The sequence below is a fragment of the Alsobacter ponti genome (assembly GCF_024294805.1).
GTDB classification, from domain to species: domain Bacteria; phylum Pseudomonadota; class Alphaproteobacteria; order Rhizobiales; family Beijerinckiaceae; genus Alsobacter; species Alsobacter ponti.
On sequence record NZ_JANCLU010000030.1, the window covers coordinates 1 to 16515 of the forward strand.

Annotated in this window: 15 protein-coding genes and 1 tRNA gene; 3 read left to right on the forward strand and 13 right to left on the reverse strand. The window is 69.5% G+C overall.

Features of this window, described 5'->3' with window-relative positions:
- Positions 1-155 precede the first annotated feature (155 nt).
- The 9 genes from NK718_RS20470 to NK718_RS20510 all read right to left on the reverse strand — a co-directional run bounded on the left by NK718_RS20470 (position 156) and on the right by NK718_RS20510 (position 9346).
- Entirely contained in the window at positions 156-1484 is a 1329-nt protein-coding gene (locus NK718_RS20470) for a sensor histidine kinase (protein WP_254746200.1), read from the reverse strand.
- Between the two features lie 404 nt (positions 1485-1888).
- The gene (locus NK718_RS20475) at positions 1889-2212 is read right to left on the reverse strand and encodes a hypothetical protein (protein WP_254746202.1); all 324 of its coding nucleotides are present in this window, start codon (positions 2210-2212) and stop codon (positions 1889-1891) included.
- A 10-nt stretch (positions 2213-2222) separates the two neighbouring features.
- Positions 2223-2687: a GNAT family N-acetyltransferase gene (locus NK718_RS20480; protein ID WP_254746204.1), complete on the reverse strand. Its 465-nt coding sequence runs from the start codon at positions 2685-2687 to the stop codon at positions 2223-2225.
- A 59-nt stretch (positions 2688-2746) separates the two neighbouring features.
- A complete protein-coding gene (locus NK718_RS20485) occupies positions 2747-5170 on the reverse strand; it encodes a PAS domain-containing protein (protein WP_254746206.1) in 2424 nt (807 codons plus the stop codon).
- Between the two features lie 2 nt (positions 5171-5172).
- Complete coding sequence (locus NK718_RS20490; RefSeq protein ID WP_254746208.1) at positions 5173-6735, reverse strand: ATPase domain-containing protein; 1563 nt, start codon at positions 6733-6735, stop codon at positions 5173-5175.
- Positions 6736-6807: 72 nt separating this feature from the next.
- On the reverse strand, positions 6808-7548 hold the full coding sequence (gene gph, locus NK718_RS20495) for a phosphoglycolate phosphatase (protein WP_254746210.1): 741 nt from the start codon (positions 7546-7548) through the stop codon (positions 6808-6810).
- Between the two features lie 156 nt (positions 7549-7704).
- The gene (locus NK718_RS20500) at positions 7705-8337 is read right to left on the reverse strand and encodes a cysteine hydrolase family protein (protein ID WP_254746268.1); all 633 of its coding nucleotides are present in this window, start codon (positions 8335-8337) and stop codon (positions 7705-7707) included.
- Between the two features lie 91 nt (positions 8338-8428).
- Positions 8429-8914, reverse strand: coding sequence for a DUF421 domain-containing protein (locus NK718_RS20505; RefSeq protein WP_254746212.1), 486 nt, complete (start codon positions 8912-8914; stop codon positions 8429-8431).
- Between the two features lie 39 nt (positions 8915-8953).
- Positions 8954-9346: a DUF1622 domain-containing protein gene (locus NK718_RS20510; RefSeq protein WP_254746214.1), complete on the reverse strand. Its 393-nt coding sequence runs from the start codon at positions 9344-9346 to the stop codon at positions 8954-8956.
- 391 nt (positions 9347-9737) lie between these two features.
- On the opposite strand from NK718_RS20510, the gene NK718_RS20515 reads away from it, so the two are divergent.
- Positions 9738-10844 (forward strand): FRG domain-containing protein, encoded by a 1107-nt coding sequence (locus tag NK718_RS20515; RefSeq protein WP_254746216.1) that lies wholly within the window; start codon positions 9738-9740, stop codon positions 10842-10844.
- A 198-nt stretch (positions 10845-11042) separates the two neighbouring features.
- On the opposite strand, the gene NK718_RS20520 is transcribed toward NK718_RS20515, so the two are convergent.
- Positions 11043-11118: transfer RNA gene (locus NK718_RS20520), tRNA-Glu, on the reverse strand.
- A gap of 110 nt (positions 11119-11228) precedes the next feature.
- A complete protein-coding gene (locus tag NK718_RS20525; protein ID WP_254746218.1) occupies positions 11229-11615 on the reverse strand; it encodes a DUF6476 family protein in 387 nt (128 codons plus the stop codon).
- A gap of 15 nt (positions 11616-11630) precedes the next feature.
- Here NK718_RS20525 and NK718_RS20530 point away from each other — a divergent pair, with 15 nt between their 5' ends.
- Positions 11631-12647, forward strand: coding sequence for an RluA family pseudouridine synthase (locus NK718_RS20530; RefSeq protein ID WP_371877337.1), 1017 nt, complete (start codon positions 11631-11633; stop codon positions 12645-12647).
- Between the two features lie 145 nt (positions 12648-12792).
- The gene (gene rpoH, locus NK718_RS20535; RefSeq protein WP_254746220.1) at positions 12793-13704 is read left to right on the forward strand and encodes an RNA polymerase sigma factor RpoH; all 912 of its coding nucleotides are present in this window, start codon (positions 12793-12795) and stop codon (positions 13702-13704) included.
- 24 nt (positions 13705-13728) lie between these two features.
- Here rpoH and NK718_RS20540 read toward each other — a convergent pair whose 3' ends face one another.
- Positions 13729-15048: a histidine kinase gene (locus tag NK718_RS20540; RefSeq protein WP_254746222.1), complete on the reverse strand. Its 1320-nt coding sequence runs from the start codon at positions 15046-15048 to the stop codon at positions 13729-13731.
- 75 nt (positions 15049-15123) lie between these two features.
- Positions 15124-16416 (reverse strand): adenylosuccinate synthase, encoded by a 1293-nt coding sequence (locus NK718_RS20545; RefSeq protein WP_254746224.1) that lies wholly within the window; start codon positions 16414-16416, stop codon positions 15124-15126.
- Between the last annotated feature and the right edge of the window lie 99 nt (positions 16417-16515).

Below are 16515 nucleotides of genomic sequence, written 5' to 3' on the forward strand. Positions count from 1 at the left end.
TGCTGGCGTGAAGTTGGTGCTTCGCAACCCCAGCCTCTCAGCCCAGTCCCGGATGAACAACCTCTATAGCTTCGACAGCTAGGCCCCGGACACCCCTCCGCTCACGCTCCGGGGTTCCGGCGACGGGGTGCGGCTTGCGCCGCACCGGGTTGGGGCTAACCCTGGCTCCGCGCCTCGGGTTGGGCGGTGACGAAGCTGATGTCGCACTCGACGCCGTCGGGGAGGTAGCGCAGGTCGGTGCGGGTGGGGCTGCCGGACATGCCGCTCTTGAGCAGGCGGGAGCCGAGTCCGTGGCGCTCCGGCTGGGTAACGGGCGGGCCGCCGCGCTCGCGCCAGCACAGCAGCGCCTCGCCCTCCGCGGGCTGAGTCCAGGTGATCTCGACGCGCCCTTCCGGCGACGACAGCGCGCCGTACTTGGCCGCGTTGGTGGCCAGCTCGTAGAGCATCATGTTGAGGCTGATGGCCGATTCCGGCGAGATGGTGAGGCGCGGCCCCGACCATGTCACCCGCCGGTAGGGCTCCAGCGTCTGCGCCACGAGGTCCTCCAGCAGCGCGCCCTCCCAGCTCTCCGTCATCAGCAGGTCGTGCGCGCGGCCGAGCGCGCCGATGCGCGCCATCAGCGCGTCGCGGTACTCGCGCGCCGTGCCCTGCGTGGAGGTGAGGCGGGCCAGCGACATCGCCATCATCAGCACGTTCTTGACGCGGTGGTTCAGCTCGCGCAGCAGAAGGTTCTGCTGGCCGATGATCTGCTTGGCGGCGGTGATGTCGCGGAAGGTGATGGCGATGCGCTCGGCATCGATCCGGGCTGCGACGTTGTAGACCCAGAGCCCGCCGTTCTCGAACAGGAACTCGTCCTCGGCGCGCACGCCGGTCTCCAGCACGCGGAGATAGTTCTGGAACAGCTGCTCGCGGTGCGCGGTGGGGGAGGTCGCGAGATAGGTCCGGCCGACCATCTCCTCGGCGGGGCCGATCATCTTCTCGGCCGCCCGGTTCATGAAAATGCGCTCGAAGTCGATCACCCGGCCCGCCTGGTCGCGCATGGCGCGGTAGATGACGAAGCCGTCCAGCGCCAGCGCGTGAACCACGCCGAACAGGCGCTCGGCTTCGGCCCGCTCCGCCCGCGCACCCCGCATCGCCGCGCCCAGCAGCGCGACGCAGCCGCCGGAGAGGAGGAAGACGCCGAAATTGACAAGGCTTTTCAGCGGGATCGGCGTCGCCGCCATGTCCGGAACGAACAGCAGCGCGGAGACGACCGCGCTCGACAGCAGGGCGAACAGGCCGGGCCCGAGCCCGCCGGCGGTGGCGCTGAACAGCACGGCGATGAAGAACGTTCCGAACGGCACGATGTCGGCGAGGAACGCACCGAGCGCCAGCCGCACGAGCGTCATCGCGGCGACGCTGGCCGCGGCAAGAAGATAGGCGTCGCGGGCGGACCGCGGCGCGAGCAGCCACCTGCCCACGTCCAGTCCCCGTTCGGTCGGCATGGGCAGTCCCGGCTATGCCCGCCACAAGCGGGGCTTCCCTCGAGGGAGGGTCAATCTAGCAAAGGCCGGCGGCGAATCGCCAGTCTGTTCACAACCAGACGGTGCGGAACTGACGGAGTCTCGGGCGCTGCGAGCGCCCGTCCGCGGGCTGGTGCGGCGAAGCGCACCAAGTGGACTGGCGTCCGCCCTTTGGGATTGCGGGCCTCCGGCCCGCCCGTCCCCGGACTGGCGCAGCGAAGCGGAACCAGATCCGGGGCCCAGCGCAACAATGTCGCGCGCAGCGCGTCCTGATGAAAAGGCTTATGAAGCGCCGCTTCGCGGCAGCATCCATGCGCTAGGCCCCGGACATGCCTCCGCTCACGCTCCGGCATTCCGGGGACGGGGCGGGGAGGCCAAGCGGACCCTCAGCGCGGGCGGTTGATGATGACCTTGCGGCGCGGGGCGCGCTCGACGACCACGACCTGCGCGGCGCGACGGCCCGAGACGGAGATGGTCTCCGGACGGCCCCTTGTCTGCAGGCGGCGCATTTCCTTGCGGACGTCGTCCACCGGCACGCCCATCAGGCTGGCGGCCAGCTCGGCCTGCTGCTCGGGGTCCGAGGTCAGGTCGCGCGCGGCCTCCAGCGCCTCGGCGAGGTCCGGCGGCGCCTGCCTCACGCGCCGCTTGCCGTACTTCGTGTCCCAGACCGGCCCCATGGCCTGCTCCCGATCGCTTTTCGTCTTCGTCATGAAAGAAATCTTACCACATTTTGTTGCACTGCAACATAGAATGATCGTTCCGGGACGCCGGAGCGCCTGGAACGGAGCGGCCGGTCGTCCGCGCGGCGGGCCGAATCATCACCGGCTGCCCGGTGGGGGAAAACGCTCCGCTCATCCGAAACCCCAGCCTTTCGTACCAGCGCTCCAGCTCCGCCTGGCCGGGGCCGCCGAGATCCGCCGCCAGGGCGTAGACCTGGAGGCGCACCGGCTTGCCGAAGCGGTCGGCGAGGGCCAACAGCGCGCGCACGAGCATCGTGCCACGGCCGCGCCGGCGCAAGGGGGCCGCGACCTTGACGAGGTCGAGATGGATGGCGCCCTCGACATAAATCGCCACCAGCATCGCATCCTCGCCGGCCGAGGCGCGCAGCGCGCGCAGCGCCGCCGCGATGTCGTCGTCGTCCGCCGCCGTCGTGGCGGCGCGCGGCAAGGGCTCCGGCGCGTCCATGCGCTCTCCTTCACCCCCGGTCGGCAACGCGCCGCGGGCGGAGTCGTTCGTCGCCGGATTTAGCTATCAGCACGGCTGGCGCGCACGTCGGCCAGCCGCACCACGGTCTCCTCGCGTGCCAGCAGGCGGGCCATCTCGCGGGCGAAATCGGCCTCGCGGAAGGGCTTGGCGAGGCGCGGAACGCCCGTCGCCTCGCCCTCGCCCAGCTCGGCGTAGCCGGTGACGAGCAGGGCCGGCAGGTCCGGCACGATGCCGCGGGCCTCGGCGATCAGCGCCGAGCCGCGCATCTGCGGCATCAGATAGTCGGTGACGAGCGCGTCGACCCTGGCCTCGCTGCGCAGCACGGCGAGCGCCGCGGCGGCCGAGCCCGCCTCGATGACGCGGTGCCCCATGTCCTGGAGCATGGCGGCGGCGGCGGAGCGCACCAGCTCCTCGTCGTCGACCAGCAGGATGGTCGCCTGCCGGGGCTGCGCCGGCGCCTCGCCGGCGGCGTGGGAAAGCCGGATCGCGGCGGCCTCGGTGGCCGGCAGCCACAGCTCCGCCGTGGTGCCCTGGCCGGGTGTGCTGCGGAGCCGCAGCTCGCCGCCGAGCTGGGCGACGAGGCCGTGCACCATCGACAGGCCGAGCCCGGTGCCCTTGCCCAGGCCCTTGGTCGTGAAGAACGGCTCGACGGCGCGCTTCAGCGTCGCCTCGTCCATGCCCGCGCCGGTGTCGCGGACGGCGAGGCGCACGTAGCGGCCGGGCTCCAGCCCGCCGGCGCGCCGCTCCAGCGTCGCCTCGTTGACGTCGACGACGAGGCGGCCGCCGCCGCTCATGGCGTCGCGCGCGTTGACCGCGAGGTTGAGCACGGCCAGCTCGAGCTGGTTGGGGTCGACGCGCGCCGCCGGCAGGCCGGGCTGGATGCGCAGGTCGACCGGGATGTGCGGGCCGATGGAGCGCTGCACCATGTCGCGCATGCCCGCCACCAGCGCGCCGACGTCGATGGCGTGCGGCTCCAGGTGCTGCCGCCGCGCGAAGGTGAGCAGGCGCTGCACCAGCAGCGCGGCGCGCTCCGCCCCCTGCAGCGCGCCGGAGATCAGGCGCTCCGAGCGCGGGTCCGCGCTGTGGTTGCGGCGCAGCAGGTCGAGCGCGCCGACGATGGGGGTCAGCAAATTGTTGAAGTCGTGCGCGACGCCGCCGGTCAGCTGGCCCAGCGTCTCCATCTTGGCCATCTCGTGCATGCGGGCGGTCGCCTCGGCGAGCCGCTGCTGGTCGCGCAGCCGCTCGGTGACGTCATGGACGAACTGGTAGGCGGCGACGGGCCGGCCCTCGGCGTCGCGCAGCACGTTGAACTTCATTTCGTAGTGGCGGCGGTCGCGCGCCGGGTCGCCCAGCTCGGCGACGTGGGTGAACTCCTCGCCGGCGAGCGCGCGCGCCCACACGGCCCGCAGCGCCTCGCGCTGGGCCGGAAGGCCGTCCAGCATGTCGAGCATCGACGCGCCGGGGCGCGGACGGACGCCAAAGATGCGCTCGAACTCGTCGCGCGAGGCCTTGTTGACCGCGAGCCAGCGATAGCTCCGGTCGAGGACCTGCACCAGCGCGTCCGTGCCGTCGACGATGTCGGCGAGGATCTTGCGCTCGGCCATGGTCTCGGCGACGCGCCGCTCCAGCGTCTCGTTCAGCTCGCGCAGGCTCGCCTCGGCCCGCTTGCGCGGCGTCACGTCCTGGAACAGCACCGCCACCTGCCGGCGGCTCGGCGGCTCGATGCGGAAGGCGGCGAGCTCGAGGTGGCGGCTGGTGGCGACCAGCTCGCGCTCGAAGCGGATCGGCTTGCCGGTGCGCAGCACCTCGCCGTAGAGCTCGATCCACCCGTCGGCCTCGTCGGGCACCATGTCGCGCACCTTGCGGCCGACGACGTTCTCGATGCCGGCGTGGCGCGCATAAGCCTCGTTGGCCTCGACATGGACGTAGTCGCTCAAGGGCCCGTGCGGTCCGTCGAGGAACTCGATGACGCAGAAGCCCTCGTCCATCGAGGAGAACAGGGTGCGGTAGCGCGCCTCGCTGTCGCGCAGCGCGCCGCGCTCGCGCGCCAGCTCCTCGACGTGCAGCTCCGCCAGATGCTGGCGGGCGCGGGCGCGCAGGGCGGCGCGCACGGAGGAGACGAGCGTCGAGGGGTGGATCGGCCGTTCCAGCACGGTGACGTTGCCGAGCCGCGTCATCAGCCGCGCGTGCGATGGCGACAGGCCCTGCCGGCGCGCCAGCAGCATGATCGGCAGGTCGGACCACGGCGGCTGGCGTTCCAGCCAGGCCTCCAGCACCGCGAGCTCGGACTCCGGCAGGGATTCCTCGGTGACGACCAGCGCGCCGACCTCGCCCGCGCCCAGCCCCGCCACCACCGACGCCACGCCCCGGTGCTCGGCGCAGGCGACCGCGGCGCTGGCGAGAATTCCGGCGATGACGCGCGCGTCGCGGCCCGCGGGGGCGAGGATTGCGACGCCCTCCATGATCAGGCCGTCGCGTCCTGGCCTGTTGCGTCCTGGCTCCGCATCAGGTCGGCGTCGCGCCCCGCGAAGCGCGGCACGCCGGTGAGCACCCCCGTGAACTGCCGCAGCGGCTCGCCGACCCGGATGCCGGACGTGTCGATGCGGTATTCGCGGATGCTGGCCTCGTGGCCGCCGGTGCGCTTCTTGAGCACGGAGATGGCGCGCTTCAGCTCGCCGCCCGCCTCGAAGAAGCGCAGCAGCAGCACCGTGTCGGAGAGGTAGGTGAGGTCGACGGGCGACTGCATCTGCCCGACGAGGCCGTGCTGGGCCAGCACCAGGATGGTGAGCACGCCCTGCTGGTTCAGGTAGGTCAGCATCTCGTGCATCTGGAGCAGCATGAACTGCTCCTCCGGCATGGCGTTCTGGTAGCCCGAGAGGCTGTCCAGCACCACCATCCGCGCGCCCTTGTCCTCGACGCAGCGGCGCACGATGCTCGCCAGCTCGCCCGGCGACAATTCCGCCGGGTCGACCTGCTGGAACTCGAACAGATCGCCGTAGCGGTCGAGATCGAGCCCCAGGCCTCGCGCGCGCTTGAAGAAATTGCGCCGCGTCTCGTCGAAGCTGATCGACAGCACGCGCTCGCCCCGCTTCAGCGCGGCGACGGCGTATTGCAGCGCCAGGGTCGACTTGCCGGAGCCCGCGGGCCCGAGGATCAGCGAGCTGGTGCCGCGGTCGAGCCCGCCGCCGAGCATGCGGTCGATCTCCGGCACGCCGCTCGGCGCAGGGCCGGCGTCGACGAAGCCGTCATTGTGCTCGGCCGCCACCAGGCGGGGGAAGATGTCGAGCCCGCCGGTGCGGATCACGTAGTCGTGGAAGCCGCCCCGGAAGGCGCGCCCGCGCATCTTGAACACCTGGAGCCGCCGCCGCTCGGCCCCGTAGGCGATGGTCAGCGCCTCGAGGCGCACCACGCCGTGGACGAGGCTGTGCAGGTTGGCGTCGTCCATCGCCTCGGTGAGGTCGTCGACGAAGACGGTGGTGCAGCCGTGGCGGTTGAAGAAGTGCTTGAGCGCCAGAACCTGGCGGCGATAGCGCAGCGAGCCGCCGGCCAGCAGCCTGATGTCGGACAGCGAGTCGAACACCACGCAGGTGGCGTGGGACTCCTCCACCGCGCTGGTCACCAGCTTCACCGTCTCGCCGAGCTCGAGGTCGGACGAATAGACGACCGACTGCTCGAACGAGGGGTCGAGGCTCAGCTCCGGCGGCACCAGCTCGTAGATGCCGACGCCGTCGAGCGACCAGCCATGCGTGGCCGCCGCCTGGATCAGCTCGTCGCGGCCTTCGGAGAGCGTGATGTAGAGCGTGGGCTCGCCGCGGTCGCGCGCCGCCATCAGGAATTGCAGGGCCAGCGTCGTCTTGCCCGAGCCCGGCCGTCCCTCGATCAGGTGGACGCGCGAGCGCGCCCATCCACCCGCAAGGATGTCGTCGAGCGCTGCCACGCCCGTCGGTATCCCCTCTTTCTCCAATTGTCCGCTCCCGCACACTTCCGGTCGTTGCCGAAAATGTCCGGCGCGTCGAAAAAGTTGCATCGACGCGAATCATTTTTGCGCGCCGCATCGGTCAAGCGGAGGCGCGGCCTTGGCGGGCGCCTTGCGGCGGGTTCAGGCCCGGGCGGCGGGGAGCAGCAGGCCCGGCAGCTCCAGCATGGCGTCGATCAGCGCGTCGGCGCCGAGTTCGCCGTGCGGGCGGTGGCTGTAGCCGTAGGTGACGACGACGGCGGCGAGCCCGGCGGCGTGGGCGGCCTCGACGTCGTGGAAGTTGTCGCCCACCATCAGCGCGTCGCCGGGCGCGACGCCCATCGCCGCCAGCGCGGCCAGCAGCGGGTCGGGATGCGGCTTGCGGCGCGGCGCGCTGTCGCCGCCGACCACCGCCTCGAACAGCGGCGCGAGGCCGAGGCTCTCCAGGATGTGCAACGTCACGGCGCGCGGCTTGTTGGTGACGACCGCGAGGCGCAGGCCCCGCCCCGCCAGCTCGCGCAGCGTCTCGGTCACGCCGGGGTATGGGCGCGTGAAGCGCACCGCGTCGCGCGTATAGATGGCCATGAAGCGCTCGACCGCGCGCGGCAGGTCGGCGGCGTCGCCGCCCGTCGCCGCCAGCGCCCGCTCGACCAGTCTGGCGACGCCGTCGCCAATCATGCCGCGCGCCTCGTCGAGGGACAGCTTCCGCAACCCCCGCTCGCCCAGCGTCGCGTTCGCCGCCTCCAGCAGGTCGCGCGCGCTGTCGACGAGCGTGCCGTCGAGGTCGAAGACGACCGCCCGGACGGCGATGCCAGGGGTGCGGGGCCGCCGCTCGGCCAATGGCCCGACCGCGTCCATCGCCCCGGGATCGTTCGCGCGCGCCATGGTACGTTCCCTGTTTCGTATTCCGTGGAGGTGCGGCCATCGCGCCGTCTCGGGCGCCATGTCCGCGTGCTCGCGTCCAGCCCGGAAGATCGCGCCTCGCGCGGCCCGACGCAAACGCCCTCTGCGCATGTGCGGGCGCTTTCCTGACCGCCGCGCCTACAGCGCCGTTCGGGCGCTCCCCCGCCATTGCCGTAGAAGCTCGTCGGTCGCCACGGTCTCCACCTGCTCGCCGAACCGGTTGGCGTAGAGGCTCATGGTCGCGTCGTGGGTCTCGTCGGCGGAGCTGCATAGCGCATCGGTGACGATGATGACGCGGAAGCCCCAGTCGATCGCCCCCAAAGCGGTGGCGAGCACGCAGACATCCGTCTCGCCGCCCGTGACGATCACGGTGTCGACGCCCGCGCCGCGCAGCCGCTCGCTCAGGTCCGTCCCGGTCCACGGCGAATAGACCGGCTTGTCGAACACGCGGGCCGGCGGGACGAAGACGGCGAGCTCCGGAACGATCTCCAGCATCTCCCGCCCCAGCCGGTCGACGGTCATGGAGGCCCAGCGCTCGTAGTAGTGCTTCCACATGCCGAAACCCTGGCCAGGGCTTTGCGCGGGAATGAAGCGGGTGAAGATGGTGCGCTCGGGATGGGCGGCGGCGATGGCGGCGATGTTGGGCACGACGCGCGGCAGCCACGGCACGGCCCATTCCGTGCCCCCGGCGAACATGCGCTGCATGTCGACGCACACATGCACCGCGCTTTCGCCCGGAGGCCCCCGGCGCAAGCCGCCATTCTTGTCCATCGACATTCCGCACTCCCCGAAAGCCGAGCTTCAACGGCGGCCGGGGCGGCTTTGTTTCCAGCGCGGGAGGAGGACGGCGCGGGCCGGAAACTCAGCGGGTCCGGATCACGCCGATCTTGCCGCTGGGCTCGAGCGTGACGAGGCGGGTCTGGCCGATTTCCGTGACGCCCGCTTGCCGCAAGGCCTCGTTCAGGTCGGCCTCGGACACGCCGAACCGCCGCAGCCGATCCGTGTCGAGCCGGCCGTCTTCGGCGAGCGTCGCGGGCCGGCCTTCCACCACGCGAGAGACGAGCGCGGACCTCGCCGCGGCGTGCGCGAACAGCCAGTGCAGCAGCATCAGCACGGTGGTGGCGGCGAGCGTGCCGAACAAAGGCGCGCCGCCGGTCAGCGCCCGGCTCAAATTAGAGCCGGCCACGATCGACACGATGATGTCGAGCGCCGCCCATCGCCCGAACACCCGCCGGCCGAGCAGGCGCACGAGCGCCAGCCCGTACGCGAAGACAACGACCGCCCGGGCGCATTCCTGCAACGCCGAGATGTCGTTCGTCCGGCCGAAAATCGTCGTGAGCCAGTCCATGCGAGTTGAACCGGCCGGGGCCGGCGTCGTTCCGGGCGCTCAGAGCTCGCCCGTCTTGGCCGGCGCGTCTTCCGCCTTGCGCCACGGCCAGCGCCCCTCGATCTCGATCTCCAGCGAGAAGCTGAGGAAGGTGCGGATGAGCACGATGAGGCCCAGCACCTGGAGGTTTTCGAGCGACGGCGTGACCGCCACCGTGCCGATGATATCCGCCGCGACGAGAAGCTCCAGCCCGAGAAGAATGGCGCGGCCCAGATTGGCCCGGTAGCGCCGGAACGCGTCCGGCCAGCCCACCGTGACCCCCGCCCGCACGAACGCCGCCGACGCAATCACCGCGCCCAGCACCATCACCGCCACCCCGGCCGTCTCGATGCACGCCGCCACCCCGTGCAGCCACGGATCGATGAGCGTGCGCAGCCCCGACAGGTCCTGCATCACCGCACCGGGCCGGGGTTGCCGAGGCCGGCCGGGGGCTCGGCGAGCGGTCGTCCGTCAACAGGGTGACATGCGTGGCCCATCATGCGTTCCGAACGCGACATTGCTGCGGGAAACGGGCGGGGGCGGTGGGGTGTTCCGGGGGGGGGGGGACGCCGGCTCACGCGGCGAGATTGCGGCCGGCGTCCGCGCCCCGAGGCCGTGTCGCCGTGGGCGCAGCGCATGTCGAGCGGGTATCAGGAGCACTATCGCGCTTGAGCATGATCCGACGCGGGACTTGTTCCGCCAAGTATAGAGATTTTCGCAACGAGGGACCATCCTATCGCATTCGCACTTGTCGCGATCGCAAGTTTCTATCAAATTTCGGATAGTAAATTTGCAGGAGTGGGGCATGGAAGGGCAGTGGTTTGCCAACTTAACAGGCGAAATAAATGAAATAATAATAACTGACATCGATGAGTTAGACGATAAATATGAAGGTCACTTATATTTATTTAATTCTAATCTCACATATGCGATCATAGCACATCTCAAATTTCCGTCTAAGGATAAAAGGCAGCGTATTGAGGTGCGACCTCAACCCCTAAATCCATCGACCGGAAACGCATTCAGCATTGAGCAATTTCGGAGAATTTATCCGCATGACTATTTTCCTGAAATAGTTAATATGCATTTTGAGAAAAGAACTAGGTTCTTGCAAGTTAAGATTAGATCACATGAGTCAGAAAAAAATATAACGTTCGAACGCAGTCGAGCAGATCGAAAAACACAAATTCGCCCGGAGCGCAACGCAAGAACATGGGACAAATTTAATTCATTTGCGGTGAGATTAGAGCCAAATCGATTCATATTCCGTGGACAATCTGAGCCTTTCAAATTGCGCACTGCGTTTCACAGAACGAAAAGAAAAGATCTTACGCGTTTCTGGCAATTTGACATACCATTTCTACATAGGGAGGTATGCGCAAGAACCAGTCATTATTTCGATATAAGCAATTCCCTTCAGAATGGGGCATTTTGGAACCTAATACAACATCACGGCTATCCGACACCACTATTAGATTGGTCGCACTCGCCGTTCGTCGCGGCTTTCTTCGCATTCCATAATCCAAGATATAGCCGTGATGGAGACGTGCCTGTTCGAATATTCATGTTCGACAGGAAGCAGTGGACCGAGGACTTCCCGCAGATAGAATCTACCTCTGGAGTGCCCTTCCACTTCTCAATTTCGGAGACTTTAGCCCTCGAGAATGAACGAGCGATCCCGCAACAAGCGATCTTTACTCTTACCAATGTTGATGACATTGAGAGATTCATCGGGGAGAAGGAAAAAGCAGCAAAAAGACGCTACCTATGGGCGTTTGACCTACCGTACTCAGATCGTGAAAAGGTCTTGCAACAACTTCGCTTGATGGGAATCACGGCTGCGTCGATGTTCCCAGGCCTCGACGGTATTTGCAAAGACTTTCGAGATCGGCATTTCGGGATACAGAATTAGAAAATATAATAGCAGATCTGTTTGGGAGCGATCTATCTTCAATAGCTTCAGAAGTGATCGCATCAGGAACATAAAACTGCAACATCGAGGCGGAGCGCTATCCAATTTCACCTGAGCTATACGACGCCACACGGATGGGAAGCCAGTGAACTCGCTTAAAAGCGGCAAGCCCAAAAATGTTGCATAGCTTTTTGAGCTTGGCGCTCCCAAGGGGACTCGAACCCCTGTTTTCGCCGTGAGAGGGCGACGTCCTAGACCGCTAGACGATGGGAGCGGAGGGCGGACCTTCGGGAGGGCCGCCGCTGCGGTTCCTATAGACAAAGGGGCGGGCGGGGGCAAGGCCCCGGAGCGGACTTTTTCGGGCCGCGTGTCCGGCGCGCCGGCTCAGGGGCCGGGGGCGAGGACGACGCGGCCGGTCTCGGCGAGGGTGGCGGGGTCGATGAGCAGGACGGTGAAGCGGCCCTCGGCCTCCACCGTCACCGCAAGGCGGCCCTCGGCCAAAGCGGTCGAGACCACGCGCGAGCCCGGCGGGATGGCGATCTGGCGCGGGGCCTGGCCGGGCGCGGCGGAAGCCGCCGGGGCCGGCTTTCCGCCGAAGCCCTTGACGGCGCGGACGATCAGCGTGGAAAAGACCACCAGCGCCAGCGCCGCCAGCACGACGCCGAGGCCGAGCACCACGAGCTTCAGCACGCGCACGCGGTTCTCCTCGCGCGCCCTCGCCTCGTCGGAGAGGGCGGCCGGCTCGGTCCCGGGTTGCTCGCTGGCGCTCATGTGGAAAGGAATTCCGTGAACGAGGACGCGCCCATCCAGGGCAGGATCGAGCTTGTAGCCCGCCCCGAGGACAAAGGCGAGCGGCTGGACCGCTTTCTCGCCCGCGAGCTGGCGGGCCTGTCGCGCACGCGGCTGAAGGCGCTGGTGCTGGACGGGCAGGTGACGCTCGACGGCAAGGCGGAGCGCGATCCCGGCCGCAAGCTGCCCGCCGGCGCGGCGCTGGCCGTGGAGGTGCCGCCGCCCGCCCCGGCCGAGCCGGAGGCGCAAACGATCCCGCTCGCCATCGTTCACGAGGACGCCGACGTGGTGGTGATCGACAAGCCGGCCGGGCTCGTCGTGCATCCGGCGGCGGGCCACGAGAGCGGCACGCTCGTCAACGCGCTGATCGCCCACTGCGGCGACAGCCTGTCCGGCATCGGCGGCGTGCGCCGGCCGGGCATCGTCCACCGCCTCGACAAGGACACCAGCGGCCTGCTCGTCGTCGCCAAGAACGACCGCGCCCACAAGCACCTCGCCGCCCAGTTCGCCGACCACGGCCGCACCGGCGCGCTGGAGCGCGCCTATCGCGCGGTGGTGTGGGGCGTGCCGCCGCGCAAGCACGGCGTCATCTCGGCCAATCTCGACCGCTCGACGCGCCATCGCGACCGCATGGCCGTCGTGCCGGCCGACCGGGGCCGCGAGGCGGTGACGCACTATTCGGTCGACGAGGTGTTCGCCGGCGCCAATGGCGAGCGGGTGGCGAGCCTCGTCACCTGCCGGCTGGAAACCGGGCGCACCCACCAGATCCGCGTCCACATGTCCCATCTCGGCCATCCGCTGATCGGCGACCGCACCTACGGCATGCACTTCAAGACCAAGGCGGCGCTGCTGGCCCCCAACGCCCGCGCGGCGGTGGAGGCGTTCGGCCGGCAGGCGCTGCACGCCGCGGTGCTCGGCTTCGAGCATCCCGCGACGGGCGAGGAGATGGCGTTCGAGAGCGAGCTGCCGGACGACCTCGCGGCGCTGCTGGAGGCGCTGCGCGCCGGAAACTGAGGCGCTGACGCTGAAACCGGACGGCGCGCGGCGCGTTGCCCGCCCTCTTTCGGTCAACATGTGGCCGATGATATTGTCCCGTTCGCGGTCGGCGCTTCGCGGCCGCGCGTCGGCCCGCTCGATCGAGGGGCCTTAGGAGGAAGGAATGGCGTCCGCCGCTCTACCCATCGTCGCCTCGGAAGGCGGCCTGTCACGGTATCTCAACGAGATCCGCAAGTTCCCGATGCTGCAGCCGCAGGAGGAATACATGCTCGCCAAGCGCTGGCGCGAGCATGAGGACTCCGACGCCGCTCACAAGCTCGTCACCTCGCATCTGCGCCTCGTGGCCAAGATCGCCATGGGCTATCGCGGCTACGGCCTGCCGATCGGCGAGGTCATCTCGGAAGGCAATGTCGGCCTGATGCAGGCGGTCAAGCGCTTCGAGCCCGACAAGGGATTCCGCCTGGCCACCTACGCCATGTGGTGGATCAAGGCGTCGATCCAGGAATACATCCTGCGCTCGTGGTCGCTCGTGAAGATGGGCACCACCGCCAACCAGAAGAAGCTGTTCTTCAACCTCCGCAAGGCCAAGAGCCAGATCTCGGCCTTCGAGGAGGGCGACCTGCGGCCCGAGCAGGTGGCCGCCATCGCCACCAAGCTCGGCGTGCACGAGCAGGAGGTGGTGGAGATGAACCGCCGCCTCGGCGGCGACAGCTCGCTCAACGCGCCCATCCGCACCGACGGCGACGGCGAGGGCGGCGAGTGGCAGGACTGGCTGGCCGACGACAGCGCCAGCCAGGAGAGCGTGCTCGTGCAGCAGGAGGAGGCGGACAACCGCCACGCCGCGCTGACCGAGGCGCTGCAGGTGCTCAACGCGCGCGAGCGGCGTATCTTCGAGGCGCGCCGCCTCTCCGAGGACCCGGTGACGCTGGAAGACCTCTCGGAGGAGTTCGGCGTGTCGCGCGAGCGCGTGCGGCAGATCGAGGTGCGCGCCTTCGAGAAGGTGCAGAAGGCCGTCCGCGAGGCCGTCGCCCGGCGCGAGGCGGGGGCGCTGTCCCTCGAAGCGCCGGCGCGCTGAGCCGGCGCGGCCCGCCGCTTCGCCCTATTGCTGCCAGGCCTGCAGGGCGTCCGCGATGGTGCGGTCGCCGGCCTGTCCCTTCTCGAACAGCAGGATGGCGCGCCTTCCGTTGGCGTAGCGGAAGGCGATCACCCACCAGTTGCGGTTGCGGATCAGCTCGAGATTGCGCTGCACGTCCTGTGGCAGGTTCGACAGGCCGATCAGGAACAGGTTCTCCTTGACCGGCACCGCGATGCCGCCCAGCGGCGTGCCCCGCACGCCCTCGTCCTGGCGCATCTCGGGAACCGCCACGTCCTTCACCGGCCCGTTGGGCAGGCCGGAGGGCGGCATGAACGTCATCTCCACGGTGTGCGAGGCGGGCAGCGCGCCGTCGCGGTTCTTGCGGATGAGCACCGCCACCTTGAGCCCGGCTTCCGGGATGTCGATGTCGGCGCGGATGCCGGCGTCCAGCGGCTCGCCTGGGCCGCCGACCACGTTGTCGAGACGCCAGATCGCCCGGCCGCCGACCGGCTTCAGCTCCTGCGTGCCCTCGGGCGGCTGCTCCACCAGCACGGCGCGCTGCGCGGCCGGGATGGCGGGGCCCTGGGCAGGGGCGGCGGGCGGCTGCCCCGCGGCGGGCGCCGACGGGGCCGGCGCGGCCGGCGCGGGGGAGGGGGACGGCTGGCCGGCTGGAGCGGGGGCCTGCGCGGTGACGGCGGGCGGCGGCTCGCCGCCGAGCCGCTCCTGCGCCTTGCCCTCGGTCTCGGTGGGACGGGCGGCCTGCGGCTGCGGCGCGAAATCGGACGCCGGACGCTTCAGCATGATCGCGGCGGCGGCGGTGAGGCCGACCACCACGGCCACCGCGCCGGCGATGACGGCGGCGCGCACCCAGCGGCGGTCCTGCGCCTCCACCCGCGGGGCGGGCGGGCGCAGGCGTTCGCCGGTGGGCGGGGCGGGCGGCTCGTCGAACCGCTCGGGCTGGTAGGTGAACTCGTCCCGGTAGGCCGCGCCGGCGTCCGCCGGCTCGGGCGCGGGGGCCTGCTCCGGGGCGGCGGCGCGCGTCTCCTGCCAGGCGCGCAGCGAGGTCTGCGGCTCCGGCGGGGCGGCGGCCTGGGGCGGGGCCTCGTCGCGCTCCAGCAGGTCGCGGCCGACACCGCCGGCGATCTCCGTCTCGACGCGGCGGATGGCGTCCTCGAGCGAGAGCTGCTCCTGCTCGATCTCGGCTTCCGGGATCGGCGGCTCGGAGGAGCGCAGTTGCGCGACCAAAGCGTGCGTCGCCCGCGCGTACAGGGCCTTGCGCTGGTCCGGCGTGCTGTCGCCGAGATTGGCGACGGCGCGCGAAATGAGCGGGTAATATTCGGCCATGGCCCCTCGGTGACTGGCTTCGCGGACCGCCGCGCACGCCCCTGGCCCGCCCCCGGCCGGAGGCGGGCTTCCGGTTTACGCCTGGAACGGGTTGCGCACCAGAATCGTATCCTCGCGTTCCGGGCTGGTGGAGACCAGCGCCACGGGCGCGCCGATCAGCTCCTCGATGCGCCGCACGTACTTGATGGCCTGCGCCGGCAGGTCGGCCCAGGACCGCGCGCCGGCGGTCGAGCCCTTCCAGCCCTCGATGGTCTCGTAGACCGGCTCCACCCGCGCCTGCGCCCCCTGGCTGGCCGGGAGGTAGTCGATCTCGCGCCCGTCGAGGCGGTAGCGCACGCACACCTTGATCTCGTCGAAGCCGTCGAGGATGTCGAGCTTGGTCAGCGCGATGCCGTCGATGCCGGAGGTGCGCACCGTCTGGCTCACCAGCACGGCGTCGAACCACCCGCAGCGGCGCTTGCGCCCCGTCACGGTGCCGAACTCGCGTCCGCGCTCGCCGATGAGCTGGCCTGTGGCGTCGTGCAGCTCGCTGGGGAACGGCCCCTCGCCGACGCGCGTCGTGTAGGCCTTGGCGATGCCGAGCACGTAGTTGACCGCGCCCGGGCCGAGGCCGGAGCCGGTGGCGGCCTGCCCGGCGACGGTGTTGGACGAGGTGACGAAGGGATAGGTGCCGTGGTCGATGTCGAGCAGAGCGCCCTGCGCGCCCTCGAACAGGATGCGCTTGCCGGCCCGGCGCTCCTCGTCCATCAGCTTCCAGACCGTGTCCATGTAGGGCAGCACCTTGGGCGCCACCGAGGCCAGCTCGTCGAAGATGGTCTGGGGATCGATCTCCTCCAGCCCCAGGCCGCGCCGCAGAGCGTTGTGGTGGGTGAGCAGGCGGTCGATCTTCTCGGGCAGGGTGGCGAGGTCGGCGAGGTCCATCAGGCGGATGGCGCGGCGGCCCACCTTGTCCTCGTAGGCCGGGCCGATGCCGCGCTTGGTGGTGCCGACCTTGGTGCCGGCCCCGCCCGACTCGCGCAGCGCGTCCAGCTCGCGGTGGATGGAGAGGATGAGCGGCACGTTCTCGGCCACGCGCAGATTGTCGCGGGAGATGGCGACGCCCTGCGCCTGCAGCTTCTCCACCTCGGCGGCCAGCGCGTGCGGGTCGAGCACCACGCCGTTGCCGATGACGGCGAGCTTGCCGGGGCGCACGACGCCGGAGGGCAGCAGCGAGAGCTTGTAGACGTTCTCGCCGATGACGAGCGTGTGGCCGGCGTTGTGTCCGCCCTGGAAGCGCACCACGGTGTCGGCCTGCTCGGACAGCCAGTCCACCAGCTTGCCCTTGCCCTCGTCGCCCCACTGGGCGCCCACAACCACGACATTCGCCATTTCGACACTCTCCACGTCGCCGGCTGGCCCCGGCGAAAAACCCCGGTCTATCCGCAAGTCGGACAGCCGGGGCTTGCGCCGGAGTGTTAGCCAATCGCG